General features: G+C 65.3%; 23 protein-coding genes. 3 read left to right on the top strand and 20 right to left on the bottom strand.

Features of this window, described 5'->3' with window-relative positions; translation table 11 throughout:
* Positions 1 to 26 precede the first annotated feature (26 nt).
* Together ACFV4R_RS11010 and ACFV4R_RS11005 are read left to right on the top strand one after the other, a co-directional pair.
* Complete coding sequence (locus ACFV4R_RS11010) at positions 27 to 974, top strand: SPFH domain-containing protein (RefSeq protein WP_377203591.1); 948 nt, start codon at positions 27 to 29, stop codon at positions 972 to 974.
* A gap of 254 nt (positions 975 to 1,228) precedes the next feature.
* Positions 1,229 to 1,576 (top strand): RNA polymerase-binding protein RbpA, encoded by a 348-nt coding sequence (locus ACFV4R_RS11005; RefSeq protein WP_013600997.1) that lies wholly within the window; start codon positions 1,229 to 1,231, stop codon positions 1,574 to 1,576.
* 81 nt (positions 1,577 to 1,657) lie between these two features.
* Here the strand turns inward: ACFV4R_RS11005 and ACFV4R_RS11000 are convergent, their stop codons facing one another.
* The 18 genes from ACFV4R_RS11000 to ACFV4R_RS10915 all read right to left on the bottom strand — a co-directional run bounded on the left by ACFV4R_RS11000 (position 1,658) and on the right by ACFV4R_RS10915 (position 22,297).
* Entirely contained in the window at positions 1,658 to 2,398 is a 741-nt protein-coding gene (locus ACFV4R_RS11000; RefSeq protein WP_377203592.1) for a polyprenol monophosphomannose synthase, read from the bottom strand.
* A 92-nt stretch (positions 2,399 to 2,490) separates the two neighbouring features.
* Positions 2,491 to 4,146, bottom strand: coding sequence for an amidohydrolase (locus ACFV4R_RS10995; RefSeq protein ID WP_377203593.1), 1,656 nt, complete (start codon positions 4,144 to 4,146; stop codon positions 2,491 to 2,493).
* Between the two features lie 66 nt (positions 4,147 to 4,212).
* Positions 4,213 to 7,167 (bottom strand): DEAD/DEAH box helicase, encoded by a 2,955-nt coding sequence (locus tag ACFV4R_RS10990; protein ID WP_377203594.1) that lies wholly within the window; start codon positions 7,165 to 7,167, stop codon positions 4,213 to 4,215.
* Positions 7,168 to 7,187: 20 nt separating this feature from the next.
* On the bottom strand, positions 7,188 to 7,982 hold the full coding sequence (gene tatC, locus ACFV4R_RS10985) for a twin-arginine translocase subunit TatC (protein ID WP_091720279.1): 795 nt from the start codon (positions 7,980 to 7,982) through the stop codon (positions 7,188 to 7,190).
* A gap of 48 nt (positions 7,983 to 8,030) precedes the next feature.
* A complete protein-coding gene (gene tatA, locus ACFV4R_RS10980; protein ID WP_045731378.1) occupies positions 8,031 to 8,303 on the bottom strand; it encodes a Sec-independent protein translocase subunit TatA in 273 nt (90 codons plus the stop codon).
* 32 nt (positions 8,304 to 8,335) lie between these two features.
* Positions 8,336 to 8,692, bottom strand: coding sequence for a hypothetical protein (locus ACFV4R_RS10975; protein ID WP_377203595.1), 357 nt, complete (start codon positions 8,690 to 8,692; stop codon positions 8,336 to 8,338).
* 10 nt (positions 8,693 to 8,702) lie between these two features.
* Positions 8,703 to 10,694 (bottom strand): helix-turn-helix transcriptional regulator, encoded by a 1,992-nt coding sequence (locus ACFV4R_RS10970; protein ID WP_377203596.1) that lies wholly within the window; start codon positions 10,692 to 10,694, stop codon positions 8,703 to 8,705.
* Between the two features lie 120 nt (positions 10,695 to 10,814).
* Positions 10,815 to 11,210, bottom strand: coding sequence for an FKBP-type peptidyl-prolyl cis-trans isomerase (locus ACFV4R_RS10965; RefSeq protein WP_056079214.1), 396 nt, complete (start codon positions 11,208 to 11,210; stop codon positions 10,815 to 10,817).
* A 77-nt stretch (positions 11,211 to 11,287) separates the two neighbouring features.
* Entirely contained in the window at positions 11,288 to 12,256 is a 969-nt protein-coding gene (locus ACFV4R_RS10960) for an FKBP-type peptidyl-prolyl cis-trans isomerase (RefSeq protein WP_377203597.1), read from the bottom strand.
* A gap of 112 nt (positions 12,257 to 12,368) precedes the next feature.
* Positions 12,369 to 13,733: a Pup--protein ligase gene (gene pafA / locus ACFV4R_RS10955; protein WP_056079210.1), complete on the bottom strand. Its 1,365-nt coding sequence runs from the start codon at positions 13,731 to 13,733 to the stop codon at positions 12,369 to 12,371.
* A gap of 8 nt (positions 13,734 to 13,741) precedes the next feature.
* The gene (gene prcA / locus ACFV4R_RS10950; RefSeq protein WP_377203598.1) at positions 13,742 to 14,452 is read right to left on the bottom strand and encodes a proteasome subunit alpha; all 711 of its coding nucleotides are present in this window, start codon (positions 14,450 to 14,452) and stop codon (positions 13,742 to 13,744) included.
* Position 14,453: 1 nt separating this feature from the next.
* Entirely contained in the window at positions 14,454 to 15,275 is an 822-nt protein-coding gene (gene prcB, locus ACFV4R_RS10945) for a proteasome subunit beta (protein ID WP_377203599.1), read from the bottom strand.
* 81 nt (positions 15,276 to 15,356) lie between these two features.
* Positions 15,357 to 15,560, bottom strand: a complete 204-nt coding sequence (locus ACFV4R_RS10940; RefSeq protein WP_015937113.1) for a ubiquitin-like protein Pup — start codon at positions 15,558 to 15,560, stop codon at positions 15,357 to 15,359.
* A gap of 88 nt (positions 15,561 to 15,648) precedes the next feature.
* On the bottom strand, positions 15,649 to 17,268 hold the full coding sequence (dop, locus tag ACFV4R_RS10935; RefSeq protein WP_377203643.1) for a depupylase/deamidase Dop: 1,620 nt from the start codon (positions 17,266 to 17,268) through the stop codon (positions 15,649 to 15,651).
* A 50-nt stretch (positions 17,269 to 17,318) separates the two neighbouring features.
* Positions 17,319 to 19,070 carry a proteasome ATPase gene (gene arc / locus ACFV4R_RS10930; protein ID WP_377203600.1) on the bottom strand — a complete coding sequence of 584 codons (1,752 nt, stop codon included), beginning with the start codon at positions 19,068 to 19,070 and terminating at the stop codon, positions 17,319 to 17,321.
* 82 nt (positions 19,071 to 19,152) lie between these two features.
* Complete coding sequence (locus ACFV4R_RS10925; RefSeq protein ID WP_377203601.1) at positions 19,153 to 20,217, bottom strand: tRNA (adenine-N1)-methyltransferase; 1,065 nt, start codon at positions 20,215 to 20,217, stop codon at positions 19,153 to 19,155.
* 134 nt (positions 20,218 to 20,351) lie between these two features.
* Positions 20,352 to 21,515, bottom strand: coding sequence for a site-2 protease family protein (locus ACFV4R_RS10920; RefSeq protein ID WP_377203602.1), 1,164 nt, complete (start codon positions 21,513 to 21,515; stop codon positions 20,352 to 20,354).
* A 26-nt stretch (positions 21,516 to 21,541) separates the two neighbouring features.
* On the bottom strand, positions 21,542 to 22,297 hold the full coding sequence (locus ACFV4R_RS10915; RefSeq protein WP_377203603.1) for an HAD family hydrolase: 756 nt from the start codon (positions 22,295 to 22,297) through the stop codon (positions 21,542 to 21,544).
* A gap of 151 nt (positions 22,298 to 22,448) precedes the next feature.
* Between ACFV4R_RS10915 and ACFV4R_RS10910 the strand changes: the two genes are divergently transcribed.
* Positions 22,449 to 23,354 (top strand): PAC2 family protein, encoded by a 906-nt coding sequence (locus ACFV4R_RS10910; RefSeq protein ID WP_377203604.1) that lies wholly within the window; start codon positions 22,449 to 22,451, stop codon positions 23,352 to 23,354.
* A gap of 74 nt (positions 23,355 to 23,428) precedes the next feature.
* Here the strand turns inward: ACFV4R_RS10910 and mshC are convergent, their stop codons facing one another.
* Together mshC and ACFV4R_RS10900 are read right to left on the bottom strand one after the other, a co-directional pair.
* Entirely contained in the window at positions 23,429 to 24,706 is a 1,278-nt protein-coding gene (gene mshC, locus ACFV4R_RS10905; RefSeq protein WP_377203605.1) for a cysteine--1-D-myo-inosityl 2-amino-2-deoxy-alpha-D-glucopyranoside ligase, read from the bottom strand.
* 15 nt (positions 24,707 to 24,721) lie between these two features.
* The gene (locus ACFV4R_RS10900) at positions 24,722 to 25,555 is read right to left on the bottom strand and encodes an undecaprenyl-diphosphate phosphatase (protein WP_015937105.1); all 834 of its coding nucleotides are present in this window, start codon (positions 25,553 to 25,555) and stop codon (positions 24,722 to 24,724) included.
* Between the last annotated feature and the right edge of the window lie 9 nt (positions 25,556 to 25,564).

Genomic DNA, 25,564 nt, shown 5'->3' with positions numbered 1-25,564 from the left:
TTATCAATTGGGGAAGAAGGAAATGTATGGATAACGCAGGCAGTGCCGCCTTGGCCGTCGTGCTGGTAGTACTGATTATCTTTGTGATCATCGTCCTGGTGCGGTCGGTCCGCATCGTGCCGCAGGCCCGGGCGGGTGTCGTAGAGCGCCTGGGCAAGTACCAGCGGACGCTCAACCCGGGTCTCACCATCCTGATTCCGTTCGTGGACCGCCTCCTCCCCCTGCTGGACCTCCGCGAACAGGTGGTCTCGTTCCCTCCCCAGCCGGTCATCACCGAGGACAACCTCGTGGTCAGCATCGACACCGTGGTCTACTTCCAGGTCACTGATGCGCGGGCCGCCACGTACGAGATCGCCAACTACATCCAGGCCGTGGAACAGCTCACCACCACCACCCTGCGTAACGTCGTGGGTGGACTCAACCTGGAGGAGGCGCTGACCTCCCGCGACCAGATCAACGGACAGCTCCGCGGCGTGCTGGACGAAGCCACCGGCCGTTGGGGCATCAGGGTTTCCCGGGTGGAGCTCAAGGCCATTGACCCGCCGCACTCCATCCAGGACTCCATGGAAAAGCAGATGCGCGCCGAGCGTGACCGCCGGGCCGCCATCCTCACGGCTGAAGGCACCAAGCAGTCAGCCATCCTGACCGCTGAAGGACAGCGGCAGGCCGCCATCCTGAAGGCGGAAGGTGAGGCCAAGGCAGCCATCCTCAGGGCGGATGGCGAGTCCCAGGCCATCCAGAAGGTCTTCGACGCAATCCATAAAGGCAACCCGGACCAGAAACTTCTGGCCTACCAGTACCTTCAGACTTTGCCGAAGCTGGCAGAAGGTACGTCCAATAAGCTGTGGATCATTCCCAGCGAAGTTGGCGAGGCGCTCAAGGGCATCGGCAGCGCTTTGGGCGGAACCAACCCGGACCCCGCAGCAGCAGGCGGCCTGTTCGACCAAACAGCGGCCAAGGCGCCTGAATCCTGACCAGATCAGGAGCGTCACAGCCTGATCAACAAGGGGAGGAACCTTCACGGGTTCCTCCCCTTGTTTTGGCCCCACGTGTCTGAAACCCGTATAATGGGGTATTTGTCCGGCAGGTATTGTTCCGCTGGAACAACAAAGCTTCGGAATGCGTTGAATCTTATGATGCAGCACAGAGCAAACAGTAGTCCGGCAGCGTTTCGACGCTGCCGGCTAGCGCGGGTTTCCATTCCGCGAACCGACCAGAGGGAGAAATCATGAGCGATCGCAGCCTGCGGGGTATGCGCCTTGGCGCGCAGAGCATGGAGACAGAGTCAGGCGTCGAGCCGGCTCCGCGCCAGCGTGTCGAATACCGTTGCGAGGACGGCGAGCAGGTCTTCGTCACTTTCTCCTCCGAAGCAGAGATCCCGCCGGTGTGGGTTTCCAAGACCGGCAAGGAAGCGCTGCTGGTCGACGGCGAACGCCCGGATACCAGCAATGACAAAGCAGTGCGCACGCACTGGGACATGCTCCTGGAACGCCGCTCCCTCCCGGAGCTGGAACAGATCCTGGAAGACCGGCTGACCATCCTGCGCGAACGCCGCGGAGAGCGCCGCTCGGCCTAGGCTCCACAAGCCACAACGTAAAGGAACTGCCCCGGCATCTGTGCCGGGGCAGTTCCTTTTCCTGCTTCAGGGGGCCGAAAGCTACCGCTTCGCCGCGGCCTTGCGGGTGAGGGTGTTCCAGCGGGCTGCCAGGCCCCATTTGGTGACGTTGATCATGGCCTCGACAACGATGTTGCCACTCATCTTCGAAGCACCCAGTTCACGTTCCACGAACGTGATGGGACGTTCCTCGATACGCAGGCCCATCCGCGCCACGCGCCAGGCAAGGTCCACCTGGAAGCCGTAGCCCACGGAATCCACCTGGTCCAGGTTGAGCTTCTCGAGCGTGGACCTGCGGAACGCGCGGTAGCCGCCGGTGACGTCCTTGATCTTCAGGCCCAGCATCAGGCGGGCGTAGGTGCTGCCCACCCGGGAAATGGCCTGGCGGTACAGCGGCCAGTTGACCACGCTTCCACCGGGGACCCAGCGCGACCCCATGGCCAGGTCTGCACCCTGCTCCACGGCCTCAAGCAGTTGGGGAAGCTGTTCGGGCTGGTGGGAGCCGTCGGCGTCCATTTCCACGAGCACGTCGTAGCCGGCGTCGAGTCCCCACTTGAACCCGGCTATGTAAGCGGCGCCGAGTCCTTCCTTGCCCTTGCGGTGCAGGACGTGGACCTGGGAATCTTCGGCCGCTTTGGCATCGGCCAACCGGCCGGTGCCGTCGGGGCTGTTGTCATCCACTACCAGCACATCCGACGCCGGCACGGCGGTCCGAAGGCGCTGGAGCGTCTTGGGCAGCGATTCCAGTTCGTTGTAGGTGGGGATGATCGTAAGGACGCGCACAGAGGGCCTTTCCTGGTGGGAGCGGTCGGTGCGCCGGCCGGCATGCTAGCTGCCTGTTGGCGCAACTCCCCATTATAGGACGGGTGGGTGGGTCAGGATCGCAGGGCGGGGCCTGCGAACAGTTCGACGCCGTTCCGCACCGTCTGCAGGCAGGCGGGGTCGGACCCGGTGTCCAGTGCGGGCAGCAGCGGTGTCCGCGCCCGGGGATCGGTACTCCAGGACTGGACACGTCCGTCGGCCACCTGGACCATCAGCTCTTCGACCTCCCACACGGCAAAGCTTGCCGGTGCTCCCGGTACGAGCTGTCCGGCCATGGGGTCGGAGTACTTGGCGGCCCGCCAGCCGGCACGGGTGTGTCCCAGGAACGCGGCGCGGGCGGAGATGCGCTGCCCGTCGTGATGGTGTTCCAGGCAGGCACGCACGCTCGACCAGGGGCGGAGCGGAGTCACCGGGCTGTCACTGCCGAAGCACACGGGCACACCTGCGGAGTACAGGGCCGCGAACTGGTTCATGGACCCGCTCCGCTCCCCCAGCCGCTGGCCATACAGCCCACCGGGTCCGCCCCACGCGGCATCGAATGCCGGCTGGGCGCTGACGGTCACCGAATATTTGGCCAGCCGGGCTATCGCATCGGCGTCCGTCATTTCCACATGTTCAAAGCGGTGGCCCGCCGCGCGCACGCGCTGCTCTCCAACCTGTTCCGCAGCCAGGTCCAGCGCCGCGAGTGCCGTGTCCAGGCCGGCGTCCCCGATGATATGGAACCCGCCCTGGATGCCGGCCAGCGAGCAGGCTGCCAGGTGCGCCGCAGCTTCCTCGACGCCCAGGTACAGGCTGCCCCGCTCTTCGGGGGCGTCACTGTAGCCGGAGCGCAGGGCTGCCGTGCGTGAACCGATCGAACCATCAATGTTCAGGTCACCAGCCAGGCCGCGGATATCGAAGCCAAACTGCGAAACGAGGCTGCGTGCCTGTTCCTCGGTTGCTGCCAGCTCTCCCCAGTAGGGCAGGATTTCCGGTTGTGCGGGCATCCCGGGATCGGCGGTGTTCCACGCCGCCGCAAGACGCAGGTCATCCGCGCCGCCAATGTGCGGGGCACCCATTTCGGCGAGGGCCACGTAGCCATTCGCTGCCGCCTCTGCCAGCGCCTTTGCCTGGTATCCCCGAAGGACGTCGGCGGGCAGGCGGCGCGCGGACCGCCTGGCAGCCGCGTGGGCCGCGCGCGAGACTCGCGCACCGCCGTCGTACCCCTCGGCGTCCTGCAGGCCGGGCTCCCGCGCCAGGGCACCCGAAACCAGCGCAGAGTGGACATCCACGCGCGACAGGTAAACGGACCGGCCGCCGGCCGCCCGGTCGAGTTCTTCAGCCGTGGGCAACGTAGCCTCGGTCCATTGCGTCTCATCCCAACCGTGGCCCAGCACGGGTCCGGTACCGCCAGCCCCAGCAACGGCGTCCAGCAGTTCACGGGCAGATTTTACGGACGCAAGCTTCAGGGAATCCAGGGCAATGCCGGTTTCCGTCAGGTGCGCATGGGAATCCACAAACCCCGGCGTGACAAGGGCGCCCCGCAGGTCGATAATGTCCATCTTTGAATCAGCGATGGAGGACGCCGCCTGCTCGGAACCCACCCAGGCCACGGTGTCGCCGTCCACCAACATGGCCGTGGCAAACGGATCGGCCGCCGTGTAGACGGATCCGTTGCGGTAGAGCACTGCCTTGGAACGGGAATTGGACTCTGGACCGGACGTGGTCATTGGCGAAAGGCTCCTCGCATAGGGGCGTGCCGGAACAGCCCCGGCACGATGGGGCGGACGGTGCGTCTACTGGACAGATGAATAGGCCACGACGCCGCGGCGGATCAGGTTGATGGCCTCCCCGCACAGCCGGGCGAGCCGTGGTTCGAGGCCGGGTATCTTGGCGATCTGGTCCAACAAATCCACAACCTGTTTGACCCAGCGGACGAAGTCTCCGGCGGCGAGGTCGGTGCCGCTGAGGACATCCTGCAGGTGGCGCCCGCGGGCCCACTTGTAGATGGGCCACACCAGGCCGAGCTCGGGCTCACCGGTGAGCGGCAGCTTGTTCGCTTCTTCGACGTCCTCGAGCGCGGACCATTCCCGGACCACGATGTCCACTGACGTTTCCAGGGAGACGCTGGGCATCCGCGGGCGCAACCCGCGGTCCTCACGCTTTGCCTGGTACACGAGCACGCTGGCCAGGGCGGCGACCTCGACGGCGTCGAGGTCGCCGAAGGCGCCAAGGCGAACCGACTGGGAAATCAGGAGGTCCTTCTCCCCATAGATCCGCCGGAGCCGCTGCCCGTCCGGGCTGATGGCCAGCCGCCCGTCAGTTGAGGCGTCCAGATATCCGTAAACGGAGAGGACGTCGCACACCCTGTCAAAAGTCTTGGCAATGGTGTTGGTCCGCCCCTGGATCTGGCGTACCAGGTTGTCTGTTTCGCGCCGCAGCTTCCACCAGCGCTCGGACCAGCGTGCGTGGTCTTCCCGTTCGCTGCACCCGTGGCACGGGTGGGCGCGGAGGGCACGCCGGAGATCGGCAATGCGCTTCTCCTGGTCCGGCAGCGAGGTGGCAAGGCCAAAATCGTTGTTGCGGTTGTGACCCGGCGCGGGCGGCCGGTTCTCGCGCAAGGCGTTCCTGGCCGAGGACGCAAGATCGCGGCGCGACTTGGGGACCTTGGCGTTGAAGGACTTGGGAATGCGGATCCGGGTAACGGGGGCGATGGGGCCCTCGAGGTCGTCCGTGCCGATCCTGCGCAACTGGTTATCGAGGGTCAGGACAGCGGGCCTCGGTTCCCTGCTGCTGTGGTCCGAACTGAGGACGATGGCCGGGCCGGGTGCCCGGCCGCCGGGAACTTCCACCACGTCGCCGGGCATGAGCCGGGCCAGGGAGTCGTCGCTCATGGACTTGCGTGCGCGGTTTGTGGTGCGCGACGCAGCGTTCTCCACGTCAGAGAGTTCGCGGCGCAGCCGTGCGTATTCCGTGAAGTCACCGAGGTGGCAGGTCATGGACTTAGCGAAGCCGGCAAGGGACTCCTCACGGCTGCGCACCTGCCTTGCCAGGCCCACCACGGACCGGTCTGCCTGGAACTGTGCGAAGGAGGACTCGAGGATTTCCCGGGCCCGGGCGCGGCCGAACTGGGCCAGCAGGTTGATGCTCATGTTGTAGGTGGGACGGAAACTGGAGTTGAGCGGGTATGTGCGCCTGGAGGCCAGGCCGGCCACCGCTGTCGGGTCCCCTCCCGGCTGCCACAGGACCACGGCGTGGCCCTCGACGTCGATGCCGCGGCGCCCCGCGCGTCCGGTGAGCTGCGTGTACTCGCCGGCTGTGATGTCCACGTGGGCTTCACCGTTGAACTTATCGAGCTTTTCCAGCACCACCGACCGTGCCGGCATGTTCACGCCCAAAGCCAGGGTTTCCGTGGCGAAGACGGCCTTGACCATGCCGTCGGCGAAGAGCTTCTCCACCACTTCCTTGAAGGTGGGCAGCATCCCGGCGTGATGGGCGGCGAAACCGCGGAGCAGGCCGTCGCGCCAGCTCCAGAAGCCGAGGACATCGAGGTCATCCGGCGGAATGTCACGGCCGGCCTCATCGACGCGTTCGGCGATGATCCGTTGTTCCTTTTCCGTGGTCAGCCACAAACCGGAAGCAACACACTGGGCCACGGCGGCGTCGCAACCGGCCCTGGAAAAGATGAACGTGATGGCGGGCAGCAAGTCCATCCGGTCCAGGCTGGCAATGACCTGGGGGCGGCTGGCCCGCCGCACGCCCGTTTGTTCGGCAGGACGTGCCGGCCGGTCGTTGCCGCGCCGGCCGCGCTGCACGCGGCCGGGCCGGCTCCGGAAACCCTGCTGGCCTTCGTTGCGGGCAACGGTCAGGAGTTCCGGGTTGACGTCGAAGCCGCGGTTGGTTTCTTTGCTCGGGCTTTTGCCGCTGACGGTTTGGGGCTGGTCATCCTCGGCAGAATCGACTGCAGGGGCGATCTCGTCGAAGGTGGTTTCGCCGGCGAACAGGTCCATGATCCGCCGGCCCACCATGACGTGTTGCCAGAGGGGAACCGGCCGGTGTTCGGAGACGACGATGTCCGTGTCGCCGCGGACGGTGTCCAGCCAGGCACCGAACTCCTCCGCGTTGGACACCGTGGCGCTGAGGGATACCACCTGCACCTCACTTGGCAGGTGGATGATGACTTCTTCCCACACGGCGCCGCGGAACCTGTCGGCCAGGTAGTGCACTTCATCCATGACCACGTACCCCAGGTCGTCCAGGGTGGCCGAATCGGCGTAAAGCATGTTGCGGAGGACTTCGGTGGTCATGACCACCACGGGTGCCTCGCCGTTGATGCTGGTGTCGCCCGTCAGCAGGCCGACATTCTCGGCCCCGTACTTCTCACCCAGTTCGCTGAATTTCTGGTTGCTGAGCGCCTTGATGGGGGTGGTGTAAAAGGCTTTGAGTCCGCGCTTGAGGGCCAGGTAGATGGCGAATTCACCCACGATGGTCTTACCGGCACCCGTCGGTGCGGCCACCAGGACGCCCTTGCCCCCTTCAAGGGACCGGCACGCCTGCCGCTGGAAGTCGTCGAGTTCGAAGTCGAGGGTCTGGACGAAGGCACCGAGGTCCGTGGCGGCCTCCGCGCGCCGCTCCGCGCTGGCCCGGTACCTCTCGGAGGGTGAGAGTTCTTCGACGTCGTCACCCGGCCCCGGCGAGAACGGTCCGCTGGTGGTTGGGCCTGTGGAGAACGGCCCGGTATTGGAGGACATACACCAAGCCTAATGGGAGCTTAGAGGTTCCCCAGTTCACTGCTGGGGGTTGCGACATCTGCGGTGGCTTCGGTTTCGGCAGCCACCTTGGACTCGCGGCGCGCACGGCGTTTGTCATTCATGAGGCAAACACCGATCGCTGCAAAGAACAGCACCAGCAGCGGACCCGCAAGCATGAACATGGAGATGGCATCGGCGCCGGGTGCGGCGATGGCCGCCAGTACAAACACCAGGAAGACCGTGATGCGCCAGGCTTTGAGGATGGTACGTCCGGACAGGATGCCGGCCATGTTGATTCCCACCAGTACCACCGGCACGAGGAAAGCTATCCCAAGGACCAGGACCATGCGCGTGACGAACTCGATGTAGGTTCGCGCATCGATAACGCTGGATGAGCCTTCGGGCGTGAACTGTGTCAGCGCGTGGACCACCTGGGGTACCACCAGCCAGCCGGCCCAGATTCCGGCCAGAAACAGCGGAACCGCCGCAGCCATGTAACCCAGCGTGTAGTGGCGCTCCTTCGACGTCAGGCCCGGGGTGATGAAGGCCCACAGCTGGTAGATCCAGATGGGGCTGGAGATGACCACGCCGATGAGGAGCGACATCTGGAGCTTGAAGTCGAACGGTGATGCGATGCTGCCGAAGTTGATGGCGGCAAGGCCGCCGGTCTGATCCGAAATACGGTTGACGGGCTCTGCCAGGGCCTTCAGCAGCGGATCGTAAAGTATCCAGCCGCCGATGCCGCCGATGACGACGCCGATCGCCGACTTAATCAGCCGGTTTTTCAGCTCCTTGAGGTGGTCCCAGAGGGACATCCGCCCCTCTGGGTTGGCTTTACGGGCCCGCTTCAGTGCCACTGGGGTTTAGGCGCGGTTCGACGGCGGAACGTCAGTGCCGTCGGTCGGCTCTCCCGGCTTCGCCTTGGGGTGGTTCACGATGGTGCCTTCCACCGGGCCGGAGGCATCGGTGGATTCGGTTTTGCCGTCGTTCTTCATTTCCTTGACCTCGGACTTGATGATCCGCATGGACTGGCCAAGGCTGCGCGCCATGGCAGGGAGCTTGGGGGCGGCAAAGAGAAGCAATGCGACAACGATGATGATAACGATGGGCCAGGGGCCATCAAAGAGTCTTCCCATGGGAAATCCTTTCCTCTAAAAACATCCTACTTCTATGTGAAGTCGAGATCTGTGAGAGCCTGCGGCTGGCCCCGGTCCTTCTTGCGCTGCACTCGCCGAAGGCGGCGGTCTTCCCGGCGGGAGGACTTGGATGCCTCGTAATCATGTCGCATGTCGGCTGGCGAGGCAAAAACGGCAGAGCCCGCGGCCTGAGGCCCGATGCCGGCCTGGTGATCATGGGGATCAGCCCCGGGGAGCGGGCCAATGTGGCCCAACTTGTCCCCGGCGGCACCAAGCTCCTTGACTGTGGCCATGAAGTTACGGAACAGGCGAACGCCCAGCACGAAATAGAAGAGGAGTGACACGGCAACCAACGCCACCCATAACAGGATCCAGAACCACCAAGGCATGCTGAGAAGTCTAGCCGCCGTACCGTGCCAGGGCGGCTTCCAGCCAGTCCCGGGCCGTGTCAGCGAGCCCGGCAGGTTCGAGGATCCGGACCGCTCCACCGTGCTGGGCCACGAACATGGGCAGCCAGCCGGTGTTTCCGAAGCGTATCTCCGCCACGAGTCCGCCGTCGGGAAGGTCCGCCGTGCGGTCCGCGTAGTAATCCTCTGCCAGGCCCCGGCCCTGCCTGGTGAGCTGCACGGTGACCGTGGTGTCGTCGTCGTTCGGCGTGAAGAGCTTGGCTGGAACACCCTCCGCAGGCGCCCTGTCCCCTGCCACAGGGTTCCCGTTCGGGCGGACATCCTGCACCCGGTCCAGCCGGAAGTTCCGCAGCCCGTTGACCCGGTGGCAGAACGCCTCGAAGTACCAGGTGTTATCCAGCGAATAGAGCCGGAGCGGATCCACGTCGCGCTCGGACACAGCGTCCCGCTGCGGCGACAGGTAGGTGAGGTGGAGCTGTGCACCGGAAACGATGGCTTCCCGTACCGTTGCGTGGGTTGTTGCGTCGCCGGGTGCAACTTCCGGACCGGACAGGGAAGCGGCGCGCAGGCCCTCCTCCCCTGCCGCTGCCAGCAACTTCAGCGTCACCGACTCCAAGGCACCGCCTTCGGCGACGTCCGGCAGTCCATTAAGCGTTTCGAGGCCGGTGAGGAGCGCGCAGGCTTCCTCCACGGTAAAGCGAACCGGCTTCTTCAAGTCCAGGTCCTGGGTGATGAAGACGTGGTCGTCCTCCCACTGGATGTCCAGCAGGTCATCCGGGTAGCCCTCGGGCAGCCCCGAGCAGATGAGGATCCGCAAATCTTCCTCGAGTTCCCCCCGGGTCACCCCGAAGTGCTCCGCAACATCGTGGATGTGCAGGCCCTGGTTGTGGACCAGGAACGGGACCAGTTGGAGCATGCGTTTGAGTTGGTCCTCCGATGTCCCCTTACGCACCTTACGTGGCTGCGCAGCCGGGAAGGCATACTCAGGGACTGGTGCTGCACTGAACGCGGCTGCGGCACGCAGCCTGCGTTCCACCGCCCGGACCAGTTCAGCGGGGGCTACCGGCAGCGCGTCGGGACCGTAGGACGCGAGCTCCTCGGCCAGGACTTCGGGGTCGCGGAAGTCAAAGCTAAGGCGCTCATGGCCCTCTGCAGGCGCGGGGGCGGCGGTATCCTGGTCGGCTCTGGCGTCTTTTGCCCGGCCCCTCAGCGCCAGCAGGCGTCCTTCCCGGACATCCACGACGGCGGTGCGGAGCGGCAGTTCCGGGAGGCGGGCAAGTTCCAGCCGGATGTTGAAGTCGGCGGGCGGTTTGAAGGAGTCTTTCGGCAGCGTCGTAACGGGGCCCGTGAAACGAGACAGGCGGAAGTGCCGGGGTTCCTGCCGCGCCCGGTCGTACCCCATCAGGTACCACTGCCCGAAGCGGCTGCCCAGGCCCCATGGTTCAACGGTGCGGACTTCTTCCTTGCCGGTGGTGCCGGCCAGGTAGGGGAAGGTCACGGCGTGCCGGGAGTGCATGGCGGCAACGAGGTCATCGAATGCCTGGCCTGCCGGCCTGATGCGGGGCTGGACGCCCGAGGGAAGTTCGACGTCGGCCATCCGCCCTGACGCCTGGAGTTTGCGGAGCGCGCTCTGGGCAGCGGTGCCGAGGGCTGCGCGTTCCCACAGTTGGGAGGCCAGCAGCAGGACTGTCCACTCTTCCGGACCGAGTTCGACGTCGGGAAGCCGGTTGGATTCCTTGCCGATCCGGTAGCGGGTGGTGGCGGGGTCATCCTCGCTCCAGCCGAGGTCCGTCAGGGTTTCGACGTCGAAGCCGAACTGGCGCAAATCATTCTTGTCCCGTTCGAACATCCGGCCAAAGGCGACGTCGTTTCCGGATTCGTCGTGGTAGACCTTTTGCCTCAGTTCGCTGCGGCGAAGCCCGTAACGGGTGTTCAGCAGCGCGATCAGGAGGTTCAGGAGGCGCTCAGTTCGGGATAGGGACACCCTGTGTACGTTACTAAAGTCCTTGCCGGAACGCAGAAAGCGCGGCAGCCCGCGGGACTGATGTCCTGCGTGCTGCCGCGCTTCCGACGGCGAAACTGTGCCGTGCGTCGGCGGGCCGGCCTAGCGGACTCCGACCAGGTCCACGACGAAGATCAGGGCCTCGTTGGGGGCAATCGCCCCACCGGCGCCACGGGAACCGTAGGCCAGTTCCGAGGGGATTTCGAGGCGGCGGCGGCCGCCCACCTTCATGCCGAGCAGGCCCTGGTCCCATCCCTGGATGACCTGGCCGACGCCGACCCGGAAGTCCAGCGGCGCACCCCGGCCCCAGGAGGCGTCAAACTCTTCGCCGGTGGACCAGGCAACGCCCACGTAGTGGGTGGAGACCGTGTCGCCGGCCTTGGCTTCGCGGCCGTCGCCCTCGATGAGGTCGGTGATCACGAGTTCGGTGGGGACATCACCCTGGGGGAAGTCGATTTCAGGCTTAGTGCGGTCGAACTCCCGCTGTCCAAATGACATGCTTGCTCCTTTGATCTGTGCTGTGGGGGTGCTGGTGCTAATTCCGCGGACTGGCCGCGGCCCGTCTGTAAGTTTGGCTACTTGGCGCCGAGGATGTCCACTACGAAGACAAGATCGCCCTTGGCTTCGCCCTGACCGGCGTCACCGTAGGCCAGGTCCTTGGGGATCACCAGGAGGACACGGGAGCCCACCGTCTTGCCGGCGAGGCCCTGGGTCCAGCCCTTGATGACCTGGTTCAGCCCAAAGCTCGCCGGTTCGCCGCGGTCGAAGCTGGAGTCGAACTTGGTACCGCCCACCAGGTTGACGCCCACGTAGTTGACCGTCAGGGTGTCAGTCTCCTTGACGGTCGCCCCGGTGCCCTTGATGAGGTCCTGGGAGACCAGTGCGGTGGGGGCTGCTGCGCCTTCAACGTTGATTTCCGGTTTGCCGTCTTTTTCCGTCACCGTGGGCAGGCCGGCCGGCGGGGTTACGGTTTCGCCCTGGGGCTTGTCCAGTGCGGGAGTCGCATCAGCGGCGGAAAGCACCTTGATGATCAACAGCTGGGTGGGGCTGGCCGGGGTGCTCGGCGTCGGGGTGGCTCCGGCTGACGGGCTGGGGCTGGCCGCGGGGGCACTCTTCTGTCCCGGCACGGCCAGTGCAATGCTGGAGCCGACCTTCGCACCCACGAAAGCGTTGTAAATGACGGCGCTGTTGGTCTTGAGGTCGTCGTTGAGTTCGAGGGGTTCGGGCTCGCTGGGGAAGGTGTCTTCCAGCGTGGAGCCGTCTGCACCGTTGAGGGCGAGGACCGAGATGTTGGCGATCTGGTTTGCCTTCACGGTGTCACCGGTACCCTCAGCGACAACTTTGACCGTGGGTTCAGCCACTTCGAACGGCTTGGGGAAGTCCACGCCCGGGGCTTTCTTGTCCCCGTTGTCGGTCAGCTTGAGGGTGTCGAACTTGGCAGTGTCGCCAGCGGACTGGCTGGTGGGTTCCGGCTCTGCGGTGGAACCTCCGCAGGCGGTGAGCAGCAGCAGGCCGGGCAGGAGGATTGCTAGTAGTCGGCGCACGTAAAGAACTTTCGTCGGGGCAGGGTGGACGCGATGGTCCGCATGGCAGCGGACAGCATCGCTGCGGGCACCTTAAAAGGGCCTTATCCAGAATAGCCCGTGAAGCTGGGTGTCAGCCCATAGAGTCCAGGAGGGCATCAACCCGGTCGTCAACGCTCCTGAACGGGTCCTTGCAGAGGATGGTCTGGTGGGCACGGTCGTTCAGTTTCAGGTGCACCCAGTCCACCGTGTAGTCACGCCCCAGCTCCTGCGCCCGGCGGACGAAGTCGCCACGGAGTTTGGCCCGGGTGGTCTGCGGCGGTGCGTCCACTGCGTCCTTGATAACGGTGTCATCCACCAGGCGGCGGACGGCTCCACGGGACTGCAGCAGGTAGTACAGGCCCCGGCTCCGCGAGATGTCGTGGTAGGTCAGGTCCAGTTGGGCAATCCGCGGCGCATCCAGGCCCAGCCCGTGGCGTTCGCGGTAGCTGTCCATGAGCTTCTTCTTGATGGCCCAGTCAATTTCGGTATCAATGCTGCGTGTGTCGCCGCTTTCGATGGCCTTGAGCGTGCGCTCCCACAAGTCCAGGATCAGCGGTACGTGGGGGTTGTGGGCACCATGTTCCCGCACGAAGGCGGTGACTTTCGTCAGGTACTCCTGCTGGATTTCCAGTGCTGTCAGTTGGCGGCCGTTGGCCAGCCTCACCAGCGCGCGGCCGCTGAGGTCGTGGGAGATTTCGCGGATGCTGCGGATGGGGTTTTCCATCCTCATGTCCCGCATGATGACGCCGGCTTCGATCATCCGCAGGACCAGGTCGACGGTGCCCACCTTCATCAGGGCAGTGGTCTCCGACATGTTGGAATCACCCACGATGACATGCAGCCGGCGGTAGAACTCCGCATCAGCGTGCGGCTCGTCCCGGGTGTTGATGATGGGGCGCGACCGGGTGGTGGCGGAAGAGACGCCTTCCCAGATGTGGTCCGCCCGCTGGGAAAAAGCGTAGGTTGCCCCGTGCGGTGTCTTGAGGATCTTGCCCGCACCGGCGATGAGCTGGCGGGTGACGAGGAACGGGATCAGGATTTCGGCGAGCCGGGAGAACTCACCCCGCCTCGGAATCAGGTAGTTCTCGTGGCTGCCGTAGGAGTTGCCGGCGGAATCGGTGTTGTTCTTGAACAGGTAGACCGTGCCATTGAAGCCCTCGGCGGCAAGGCGGGCCTGGGCTTCGTCCACGAGGTCGTCCAGGATGAGCTCGCCGGCCCGGTCATGCGCGATGAGCTGGGCAAGATCGTCGCATTCGGCCGTGGCGTACTCGGGGTGCGACCCGACGTCCAGGTAGAGCCGGGAACCGTTCGTGAGGAATACGTTGGACGAACGGCCCCAGCTGACAACCTTGCGGAACAGGTAGCGGGCTACCTCCTCCGGGGCAAGAGGCCTCGAATCGGGGCTTGAATACGAGATTCCGAATTCTGTTTCGATGCCGAAGATTCTCTTGTCCATCTCTCCTCCTACGCCAGCAATGCAGTGATGTCTGCGTCGTTGAGCCTGCGGAAGGCGCGGCGGGCGCCGCGGACTTCCTCTGAGTGCCGGTCAAGGACCGCCACTTCAATCGCGCGTGCCGGGACCGGCTTGTCCGTTCCTTCCGCCTCAGGTGCGGGAGCCAGGCCCTTAAGGGCGAGGCGGACGGCGTCGGGGAAACCCAGGGACGCCCGCCAGCCCTCGTCGATGGCTGAGGCGACGCGGTCTGCCTGGCCACCCATCACTACGAAGCTGTGCTCGTCCGCGATGGAGCCGTCGAACGTCAGGCGGTACAAATGATCCTCAGCCTGCGTGGCACCAACCTCGGCCACCGCCAGTTCAACTTCGAACGGCTTCTGTTCGGCGGTAAACACGGCGCCAAGGCTTTGGGCGTACACGCTGGCGAGTCCGCGGGCAGTGACATCCTCGCGGTCATACGAGTAGCCGCGAACATCCGCATAGCGCACACCGGCCTGGCGCAGGCTTTCGAACTCGTTGTATTTGCCGACGGCGGCGAAGGCGATCTTGTCGTAGATCTCACCGATTTTGTGGAGTGAGGGAGAGGGATTTTCGGCCACCAGGGCGATGCCGTCCTCGCAGCTGATCACCACCACTGACTTTCCGCGCGCGATGCCCTTCCGCGCAAAGTCCGCACGGTCCTTCATCAGCTGTTCGGGAGAGACATAAAACTGCTGCGTCATATCAGGCCTCCCGTCCGGCAATGGTGCGGGCTTCGATGACGTTCAGTGAGGCCGCGGCGAGTTGCTCCTCCGCCACGCGGCGGGTGCCGGTGTTGTCCACCGTGTACACCACAGGCCAGAGCCTGCGCACGGTATCCGGGCCTCCTGTGGCGGAGTCGTCATCTGCGGCATCGAACAGGGCCTCGATGGCGACGGCGACGGCTTCCTCTGCGGAGAGGTTGGGACGCCAAAGTTTCTTGAGGGCTCCACGGGCGAAGACCGACCCGGAACCCACTGTGTGGTGTTCGTGTTCTTCGTACCGGCCACCGGTCACGTCGTACGAGAACAGCCTGCCCACACCGGCGCTGGTGTCGAAGCCGGCAAAAAGGGGTACTACAGCCAAACCCTGCAGGGCCAGGGGAAGGTTCCCGCGGATCATCGCTCCCAGCCTGTTCGCTTTGCCTTCAAGGCTGAGGAGGGTTCCCTCGATTTTTTCGTAATGTTCCAGTTCCACCTGGAACAGCCGCGTCAGGTCAATGGCGATACCTGCAGTGCCGGCGATGCCCAGGACCGAGTACCGGTCAGCAGGGAACACTTTCTCGATGTGCCTGCTGGCAATGACGTTGCCCATGGTGGCCCGCCGGTCCCCCGCCACCAGCACGCCGCCGTTGTAGCTCATGGCAACGATAGTGGTGGCATGGGGCACCTGGAGCGGGGCAGCAGCCGTTGCGCCGCCCTGCCCTGAGCGGCTAAACGGCAGAAGCTCCGGCCGGTCGCGCTGAAGGTGTTCGGTGAATGACGAGGTGGCGTTCGCGGCTACCTTGTTGGCGGTTGATTCCTGCACTCATGCACTCCTAAAACGTGGTGTTCAACGTCGGTACAGATTCCGGCCGTCCGCGGCTTCCGCCACCATCCGGGGTCCGGGTTACTGGCCGCCCTTTTGGACAAAAGCCCTGACGAATTCCTCGGCGTTCGATTCAAGGACCCCGTCGATTTCGTCGAGCAGGTCGTCCACGCCTTCGGTCGATGCCGAGGCCTGCGCCTCCGGGGGTGCGGGCGGTGCCTCGGGAATGTCTTCGTCGACCTGGCTGTCGCGTGATTGCGGCTGCTGCTGCTCCTGGCCTGCCATTGCTATGCCTTCCCTCTCGTTGCCGGCGGATCCGGCCGATCCACCAATATATGCCCATCCTGCCACGCCCCGGGGCGTCCCGTGCGGTTTATGCCGCAGGCGGAGCGGTGTTATGTCCCAGCAGTTCACCGAGGAACGGACCGGCCTCGCGGTAGCGTTCAAACAGGGCCCCCGTCAGCGCCTTTGTGCCGCGGAGGGGCTCGCGGGTGGGCACCCGTTGCAGCCGCCCGTAGCCGGGGACATCGAAGATGACGGAATCCCAACTGGCCCCCACGACATCCTTGCCGAAGCTGCTGATGCACTTGCCGCGGAAGAACGCCCGGGTGTCAGCCGGCGGTTGCCCCACAGCTGCCGAGATTGCGGCGTCCTCCACCACGCGCTGCATCCGGTTCCGTGCCAGGACCCGATAGTAGAGGCCCTTCTCCGGACGGATGTCGGCCCACTGGAGATCCACCAGTCCCAACCGGGCGTCATCCCATTCCAGGCCGTCACGCTGACGGTAGCCGTCCAGGAGCGAAAGCTTGGCAAGCCATTCCACCGAGAACGCCGCGGCCGCCCGGTTGCTGTCCAACTGCGTGAGGACTTCAGCCCAGCGTTCAAGGACCTCGTGGGTATGGCCGTCACCATCCACGGCGTCGCCTACACCGGTGTCCTGGGCCAGTTTGGCCGCCGCTTCGTGGTAAATCCACTGCAGGTCGAGGGCGGTGACGCGGCGGCCGTCCGCCAGGCGCACGGTGGCAGTCAGGGACGTGTCGTGGCTGATTGCCTGCAGCGCCCGCACGGGCTCGTGGACTTCGACCTTCGGTGCCAGCCCGGCCTCAATAAGGCTCAGCACCATGGCGGTGGTTCCGAACTTGAGGTAGTTGGAGACCTGGCTGAGGTTGGCGTCGCCAATGATCACGTGGAGCCGGCGGTACTTGTCGGCCGTGGCGTGCGGTTCATCCCGGGTGTTGATGATCGGCCTGCGGATGGTTGTCTCCAGCCCCACCTCAGCTTCGAAGAAGTCCGCGCGCTGGCTAATCTGGTAACCCGCCGTCGAGCTGTCCTGGCCAATGCCCAGGCGTCCGGCGCCGCACACGGCCTGGCGGCTCACGAAGAAGGGCGTCAGGCCCCGCACAATGTCGGCGAAGGGAACCGAACGCGGCATGAGGTAGTTCTCGTGGGAACCGTAGGACACCGATTTGTTGTCCGTATTGTTCTTGTAAAGATTCACGGGCGGCAGGTCCGGGTCGGCGGCGAGCCGGCGCACCGCGGCCAGGGCCACAAGGTCCCCCGCAGCGTCCCAGGCCACGGCGTCCCGGGGGTTCGTGACCTCGGGGCTGGAATACTCAGGATGCGCATGGTCCACGTAGAGGCGTGCCCCGTTGCCGAGGACCATGTTCATCAGGAGGGATCCGGACTCGTCCTGGCCATCGAACTCCAGGTCCTCCCGTCCGTAGGCCAGGGCCACCGCTTCGGCGTCAAGAACGGGCGGCTGGTCAGTGAGCTGGCTGGGATGGGCGGATTCCCGGTCCACGGTCCACCCGCGGGCGTCATGCAACGGCTCCTCGTCCGTATAGTCCCAGCGGGTTTCCGCTCCGCCCGCCGCGCGTTGCCGGGTGACCTGGGCGTACGCCTGGACCACCCGGGCACTCATCATGGTGGCGTTGGCCGTAGGCGCAGTCGGAGCGTGGATCCCGTATTCGGTTTCTGCGCCCATAACCCGCATGGCGCCGCCGGCGGGAAGGCCTTCCCCGCCCGCCGGGTCCGGTGCAGCCGTCACAGATACTGCCCGGTGGTGGGCGTGGTTTCGATGGACTTGCCGGGTTCCTGACCGGCCTTGCCCTGGACAATCGTCCGGATATAGGTGATCCGTTCGCCCTTCTTGCCGGAGATCCTTGCCCAGTCATCAGGGTTGGTGGTGTTGGGCATGTCCTCGTGCTCCCGGAACTCATCAACCACAGCACGGAGCAGGTGCTCGATCCGAAGCCCCTTCTGCTGGCTGGTGAGCAGGTCCTTGATGGCGTACTTCTTGGCACGGTCCACCACGTTCTGGACGACCGCGCCGGAGTTGAAGTCTTTGAAGTACAGCATCTCGGTGTCCCCGTTGGCGTAGGTCACTTCGAGGAACTCGTTGGACTTGTCGGTGGAGTACATGGCTTCCACGGTCCGCTGCACCATGGCGTCCACTGTGGCCTGCACGTCGCCGTTGTGCTCGGCAAGGTCAGACTCGTGGAACGGCAGGTCCGGGGTGATGTATTTGTTGAAGATGTCCGCAGCCGCTTCGGCATCGGGGCGGTGGATCTTGACTTTGACGTCCAGGCGGCCGGGCCGGAGGATGGCGGGATCAATCATGTCCTCGCGGTTGGAGGCGCCGATCACGATCACGTTGTCCAGCCGTTCCACGCCGTCGATCTCGCTGAGCAGCTGCGGGACGATGGTGGTCTCGACGTCGGATGAGATACCTGTGCCCCTGGTCCGGAACAGCGAATCCATCTCATCGAAGAACACGACAACGGGGCTGCCGTCCGACGCCTTTTCACGGGCACGGGCGAAGATCAGCCGGATGTGGCGCTCCGTTTCGCCCACGTACTTGTCGAGCAGTTCCGGGCCCTTGATGTTCAGGAAGTAGCTCTTCAGGTCCACGTTGCCGGAGCGTTCGGCGGCGCGGGCGGCCAGCGAGTTGGCCACCGCCTTGGCGATCAGGGTCTTGCCGCAGCCCGGGGGGCCGTAGAGGAGGATACCCTTGGGGGCCTTCAGGCCGTGCTCGCGGTAGAGGTCGGGGTGGAGGAACGGCAGTTCCACGGCGTCGCGGATTTGTTCGATCTGCGGGCCAAGGCCGCCGATGTCCTCGTAGGTGATGTCCGGAACTTCTTCGAGGACGAGGTTCTCCACCTCGGAGCGGGGCACCTTCTCCAGTGCGTACCCTGTCCGTGAATCGATGGACAGGGCGTCCCCCACGCGGAGCTTCTGCGCCAGGAGGGCACCCGAGAGCCGGACCACGCGTTCTTCGTCGGCCCGGCCCACCACGAGTGCGCGGTCAGCCCCGAGCATTTCCTTGAGCGTGGCAAGCTCCCCGGCACGTTCGTAGCCCAGGCCCGCTACGATCAGCAGGGCCTCGTTCAGCAGGACCTCCTGCCCCACAGAGAGCTGGTTGATGTTCACCAGGGGGCTGAGGCCCACGCGCATCTTCCGGCCCGCGTTGAAGATGTCCGCTGACTCCTCCGTGGCCGCCTGCCCGCTGCTGCCCGGGGCCGGTTGCCGCCGCGGGTTCAGCTGCAGGATGGTGCCGAAGCTGTAAGGTGGCTGCCCTTCCTGGTCCAGCGCGTTCTTAAGGCGGAGGATCTCCGCCTTCGCTGTTTCAAGCATGCTGACCAGCTTGGTGTTGTTCTGCGTTGCGGCAGCCAACTGGCGGTCGATGTGCCTGAGTTTGTCCCGGAGGATGTTGACCTGGCGGTCGGCAACCGAGAGGTCATTGGCGGCAAATTGCTCTGCCGGTGTACGTCCGGAGTCCTGGTTCGGTGTCTCCATGATGCATCAGCCCCTTCCTGCTCTTCTCTTAAGACATTAGTCCCAAGAGGGCAGCTAGGGATGGAGACTCCCGAAATGTGGACTAGTTCGTGACCTCGGGGGTGTCCTTGACGTTGGTTCCGGCAATCGCATCGCGTGCGGCGCGGCGAAGTTTCTTGTCCGACACGGCCCGCTCACCCACTGCGCCGGGGGTCCAGGCGTTGACGTCTTCTTCGTTGAACTCGGTCTTCGACGGCCGGCGCTTAACGGAGATGCCGGTGACGCCCTCGGCGAGCCGCCGGGTGACCAGCAGGAACCCGGTGTGGGCCACCATGCGGTGGTCCGGGCGCACGGCAAGGCCTTCGAGGTGCCAGCCGCGGACCATTGATTCCCAAGCATCCGGTTCGGTGAACCGGCCGTCCGCGCGGATGGCTTCAGCGGTGCGGGACAGCTGGGTGACGGTGGCGACATAGTTGATCCAGACGCCGCCGGGGGCCAGCACGGTGGCGACCGCGTCGAGGCATTCCCAGGGCGCCAGCATGTCGAGGACCACGCGGTCCACGGAGCCGGGGGCTTCGCTGCGGACCACCTCTTCCTGGAAGTCGCCCAAGGAGATCTGCCAGGCCGGGTGCGGGCCACCGAAGATTGTCTCCACGTTGCCGCGGGCGATGTCCGCAAACTCTTCCCGGCGTTCGAAGGAGTGCAGGTAGCCCTGGTCCCCTACGGCGCGGAGCAGGGAGATGGACAGGGCCCCGGAGCCGACGCCTGCTTCAACGACGCGCGCGCCGGGGAAGATGTCCGCCATGGTGACGATCTGCCCGGCGTCCTTGGGGTAGACGACGGCGGCGCCGCGCGGCATCGAGAGGACGAAGTCAGAGAGCAGGGGGCGCAGCGTCTGGTACTGCTGGCCCACGTTGTTCACGACGACGGAACCGTCCACTTTGCCGATGATGTCGTCGTGGTTCAGGAAGCCCCGGTGGGTGTGGAAGGCCCCACCGCGTTCAAGGGTGACGGTGTTCATCCGGCCCCGCTCGTCGGTCAGCTGGACGCGTTCGCCTTCTCGGAAGGGTCCGCGGCGCCGTGCCGCTCCGACGGGCTGCGAACCGCTGGCTGCGCCACCGGCCCCGGCTGCTGCTGTGGCGTCGTTGACGGCAGTTTCGCTGCTCATGATGTTCCTCACTCCTGTAAACCTGTGGTGCCTGCGCATGGCTGCCTGGCGATCGCGTCGGCGGCGTGGCACACCGGCAGGTAACTCTACCGGTTCCGCCCCCTTCGCTACTTGCGGGAGGGCTGCCCGGGTTCTTATGCCTGGCGGGTGCGGCGGTTCTTCCCGGTGATGGCGGCGAGGACGGCGTCCTGCGACAGCAGCCCGGTCACGGCCCCGTTGTGGTCAACCACGGCGTAGTGCTTGCCCTCAACCTGGGCGAGGAACTGGATGAGTTCCTGCCCCTTCGACCATTCCGGGACGTAGGCGCCGGGGGCCAGCGCAAAGGCGACGGCGGTGACCGGAGTGGATCCTGCCGCTGCTTCGGGAACGGACGCCAACGCTGCCGGATCAACAACGCCCTGCGGCCGGCCGTCGGGGCCGCAGACAACCACCGACTTGTGGGCCGCCGCGCCGAAGTCCAGGAGGTCCTGGACAGACGCCGTGGCGGGCACTGCGATGGCCGGCGTGGAAAGTCCCGCGGCGGTCACCAGCGGCAGGCGGGCCCGGAGGGTGCCTTGCTGGATGGAGGCCGAGGCTCCCATCCACAGGAAACCGCAAACAAGGACAGTGATCATCACGAGGCTGAAATCGGGATCACTTCCGGAAAGGAACGGCAGGAGGATGAACCACCCCACCAGGGCTACGACGATGATGCGGCCGGCCCAGCCTGCAGCTACCGTGCCCTTCGCCTGGCTCCCGGTTGCCTTCCAAACGGCCGACTCGACCAGGCGGCCGCCGTCCAGAGGGAGACCCGGAAGGACGTTGAAGACGCCGATGAGGAAGTTCGCCCACATGAAGATATTGGTCAGGATTTCCGCGACGCTGCCCATGGGCATGGCGGCGAGGACCAGCCAGGCGCCGCCAGCAAGGATGAAGTTGGCGGCTGGTCCCGCCAGGGCAACCAGGACCGACCGGCCCGGGGATGCGGTGAAGCTCTCGAACTGTGTATGGCCGCCCCAGAGGTTCAGGACAATCTTTTGCGTTGGCCAGCCGTAGACCTTGGCCGTCAGGGCGTGGGCGAGTTCATGGACAAGTACGGATATGAGCAGGAGCACTGCGTAAGCGAACGCGACGATGTAGGCGCTTGTACCCAAGGCGGGGTTGTTACGGTGCAGCACCGGCCCGTAAACGATGACGGTGAACGCGGCGATGATGAACCACGAGTACGCGAGGACCACCGGCACACCGGCGATCCGGCCCAGGGGAATCCCTTCACGGCGGCCCGGTGCCGCAGGTTCAGGGGTAGCCGGTTCCCGCATGCCGGGTTCCCCGGGCGCCGGCGCCGTCACGGCGTGGTCCCGACGTTGGCTGCCGGCCCGACAGCAGTGCTTGCCTTGTCCGCAGTGCTTGCGTTGTCCGCGGTGGCGAGGAGTTCCTCGAGGTCTGTGCGGGAACGTCCGGCCAGCGTGTCCCACAGCGTGTAGTGGGAGTGCTCGGGCAACGGGACGATGTGTGGAATGGCCACTGTGGCGACGCCTGACGCAACGGCCGCGGCCACGCCGGGCGCCGAGTCCTCCAGTGCCACGCAGTGTCCCAGGTGCAGGTGGGGGTCCGTCTCCCGAAGCCGTTCGACGGCGGTCAGGTACGCCTCCGGGTGTGGCTTGCCGCGGCTGACGGTGTCGCCTGTTACGAGGAACTCGAAATAGGGCCGGGGAAGGCTGTCCACCACCTGGCGGGCCAGCGGCCCCTCGGACATGGTCACCAGGGCACAACGGACACCGGCGAGGTGGAGGTCTTCGAGTAGTTCACGGGCGCCGGGTCGCCACGGCACCTCCTGCCGTACGCTGCTGACCACCTCGGCGGTGAGGTGGTCGATGATGTCCCGGATGCTGAGGGCAACGCCGGCTTTCTGCAGGAGGCCGGCGGAAAAGGTCAGGGACTGCCCCACCAGCTGCATGGCCTGTTCGTGGGACCAGGTGCCGCCGTGGGCTTCCACCAGCGCGTGTTCGGCGGCAATCCAGTACGGCTCCGTGTCCACGATGGTTCCGTCCATGTCCCAGAGGACGGCTTTGAGCTGTGATTCGGGGCCTGGAAGTTGCATGTCCCAAGTCTACGGGGACATGCTGGGCGGTCCCTGAGGGCTACGCCCTTGGCGAATACGCGGCTGGCAGGGCCTGTTGTGGCTGGTGGTTGCCGATGTTGCGGCGCTTCATTCCCTGCACGCGCCCGCTCCTTGGACGTAGGGTGATGGAATGAATAGCTTCGAGGGAGACACCGCCGATACGGGTGCCGGACCCGAGCGGGAACGGTTCCTGCAGCCAGTTGCCGGGGGGCAGCGCGTCACGGTGATGCTGGCCGCCTTTGAAGGCTGGAACGACGCCGGGGAAGCCGCAAGCGACTCGCTGCGGTACCTCAACAAGTTGTGGGGCGGCAAGAAGGTTGCGTCAGTCGACGCCGACGAATATTACGACTTTCAGTTCACCCGGCCCACGGTGCGCAGGAACTCCGCGGGGGAACGCAAGATAAAATGGCCTTCTACCCGGATCTACAAAGCCAGTGCGCCCAATTCCAACGTGGACGTCATCTTTGTCCAGGGCACCGAGCCGTCCTACAAGTGGCGCGCGTACACGGCCGAGTTGCTGGTGCACGCCGAAGCCCTGAACGTGGACTACGTGGTGCTGGTGGGTGCGTTGCTGGCCGATGTTCCGCACAGCCGGCCCATACCGGTGAGCACGTCGTCGGATGACGCACCGCTGCGGGAGCGCATGAACCTGGAGGCGTCGCAGTATGAAGGGCCTGTAGGCATCGTCGGCGTCCTGTCGGAAGTTGCACTGCTGGCCGGGCTTCCCACGGTGTCGCTGTGGGCCGCCGTCCCGCACTACGTGGCGCAGGCGCCGTCCCCGAAAGCCCAGCTGGCACTCCTGCACCGCATCGAGGAACTGCTCCAGGTGCCGCTGGACACCCACGAGCTGGCCGAGGAAGCGGACGCCTGGGAGCGCGGCGTGGACGAACTGGCCACCGAGGACCCGGAGATCGCCGCGTACGTCCGCCAGCTGGAAGAGGCCAAGGACACGGCCGACCTGCCGGAGGCCACCGGCGAATCGATCGCCAGGGAATTCGAGCGCTACCTTAAGCGGCGGGGCCAGGACAGACCCTGACCACTGACGAAAGGGGCCCTGCCGGAAATACTTCCGGCAGGGCCCCTTTTCCGTTAATAACAGTGCGTGGAAGCTTAGAGCTGAACCCCGAGGAGGGCGTTGACGGCGTCCCTTACCAAAGCCTGGTCCGGGGCGCTGGCCGGGGCGCCGCCGTCGTTAGCCTGCCGCGCCCAGCGCGACACCGCCGCGACGGCTGCGGGGGCGTCCAGGTCGGCTGCCAAGGCTGCGCGCATTTCTTCCACCAAGGGGGCCGCGGACCCCTGCGGGGCATGATCGAGTGCGTGGCGCCAGGCGGCCAGGTCTGCCTTGGCTGCGGCGAATCCCTCGTCCGTCCAGGACCAGTCCGACCGGTAATGGTGGGCCAGGATCGCCAGGCGGATGGCTGCGGGTTCCTCCCCCGCTGCCCGAAGTTTGGAGACGAGGACCAGGTTGCCCTTGGACTTGCTCATTTTTTCGCCATCCAGTCCCACCATGCCGGCGTGCGCGTAGTGCTTGGCGAGGGGTACACCGGCCAGCGAATAGGCGTGCCCGGCACCCATTTCGTGGTGCGGGAAGATCAGGTCGGAGCCGCCTCCCTGGACGGTGAATGGTGCGGGCAGGTATTTCTGCGCAATCACGGTGCACTCGATGTGCCACCCGGGGCGGCCGTCACCGAGGCTGGCGCCGGGCCAGCTGGGTTCGCCGTCCCGCGCCACCCGCCACAGCAAGGGGTCCAGGGCCTGGCGCTTGCCGGACCGGCCGGGGTCCCCGCCGCGTTCGGCAAAGAGTTCCAGCATTTCGCTTTCTGACAGTCCCGAGATGGAACCGAGGCTCCACGCATCGGCGGCGACGGACTGCTTTCCGGCCGCTTCGACGTCGTAATAGACGTCTCCGTCAGGTTCGCCATTGGTTCCCGGAACTGTGTATGCGAGGCCCTGGCTGACCAGCCGTTCCACCTCGGGCACGATGAGGCTGATGGATTCCACAGCGCCCACGTAGTGGTCCGGTGACAGGACGTTCAGTGCTTCCATGTCGGTCTGGAACAGATCGATCTGGCTTTGCGCGAGTTCACGCCAGTCGACGTTGGTGGCCGTCGCGCGCTCCAGGAGCGGATCATCCACGTCCGTAACATTCTGGACATAGTCAACGTCCTTGCCCGCGTCCCGCCAGGCGCGGTTCAGCAGGTCGAAAGCCACATAGCTGGCCGCATGGCCCATATGGGTGGCGTCATACGGCGTGATGCCGCAGACGTACATCGACGGCCGGTCGCCGGACTCCAGCACCACCTCGTGGCCTGCTGCGGTGTCGAACAAGCGGATGGCAGGCATGGTGCCGGGCAGGGTTGGAACGGGGCGGGAAGTCCAGGATTTCACAGACCAAGCCTAGTGCTAGGCGCTGATGACGCCGAAACCGAGGAGCAGGTACAGGGCCAGGCCCAGGAAGATCCGGTACCAGACGAACAGCCGGTAGCTGCGGGTGGACACAAACTTCAGGAACCAGCCAATGATGACGTAGCCCACCACGAACGCGATGACTGTGGCCAACGCCGTTTCGGGCAGTCCGTAGGGGCCCGTGATGCCGTCCTTGGATACCACCTTGTAGAGCTGGTACAGGCCGCTGCCAAAGACGGCAGGGATGGCCAGGAGGAAGGAGTACCGGGCGGCCGCTTCGCGGGTGTACCCCATGAGGAGGCCGGCGGTGATGGTGCCGCCGGACCGGGAAACACCGGGAATCAGGGCCATTGCCTGGGCAAAGCCATAGAGGATGCCGTGCTTGTAGGTCAGCTGGGTGAGATCCCGTTCCTGCTTTCCCACGGCGTCGGCCACGGCGAGGATGAGGCCGAAGACGATCAGCATGGTGGCCACGATCCACATGCTGCGCAGCACCGATTCGATCTGGTCCTGGAACAGCAGCCCAAGGACGATGATGGGCAGGCTGCCCAGGATGACCAGCCATCCCATCCGGGCATCCGGGTCCTGCCGGGACACCTTTCCGGCCAACGAACCCGCCCACGCCTTGACGATGCGGACGATGTCCCGCCAGAAGTAGACAACGACGGCCGTTTCAGTGCCCAGTTGGGTGATGGCCGTGAATGCTGCCCCGGGGTCTTCTGCGTTGGGCAGGAACTGCCCCACGATCCGCAGGTGCGCACTTGATGAAATCGGTAGAAATTCGGTCAGTCCCTGCACAAGGCCCAGCAGGGCCACCTCAAACCAGTTCACGCTAAGACC

The sequence above is a fragment of the Pseudarthrobacter sp. NPDC059871 genome (assembly GCF_042731175.1).
Taxonomy (GTDB): Bacteria; Actinomycetota; Actinomycetes; order Actinomycetales; family Micrococcaceae; genus Arthrobacter.
Note: the sequence above shows the minus strand (reverse complement) of the source record. Positions and strands in the feature narration are given on the sequence as shown.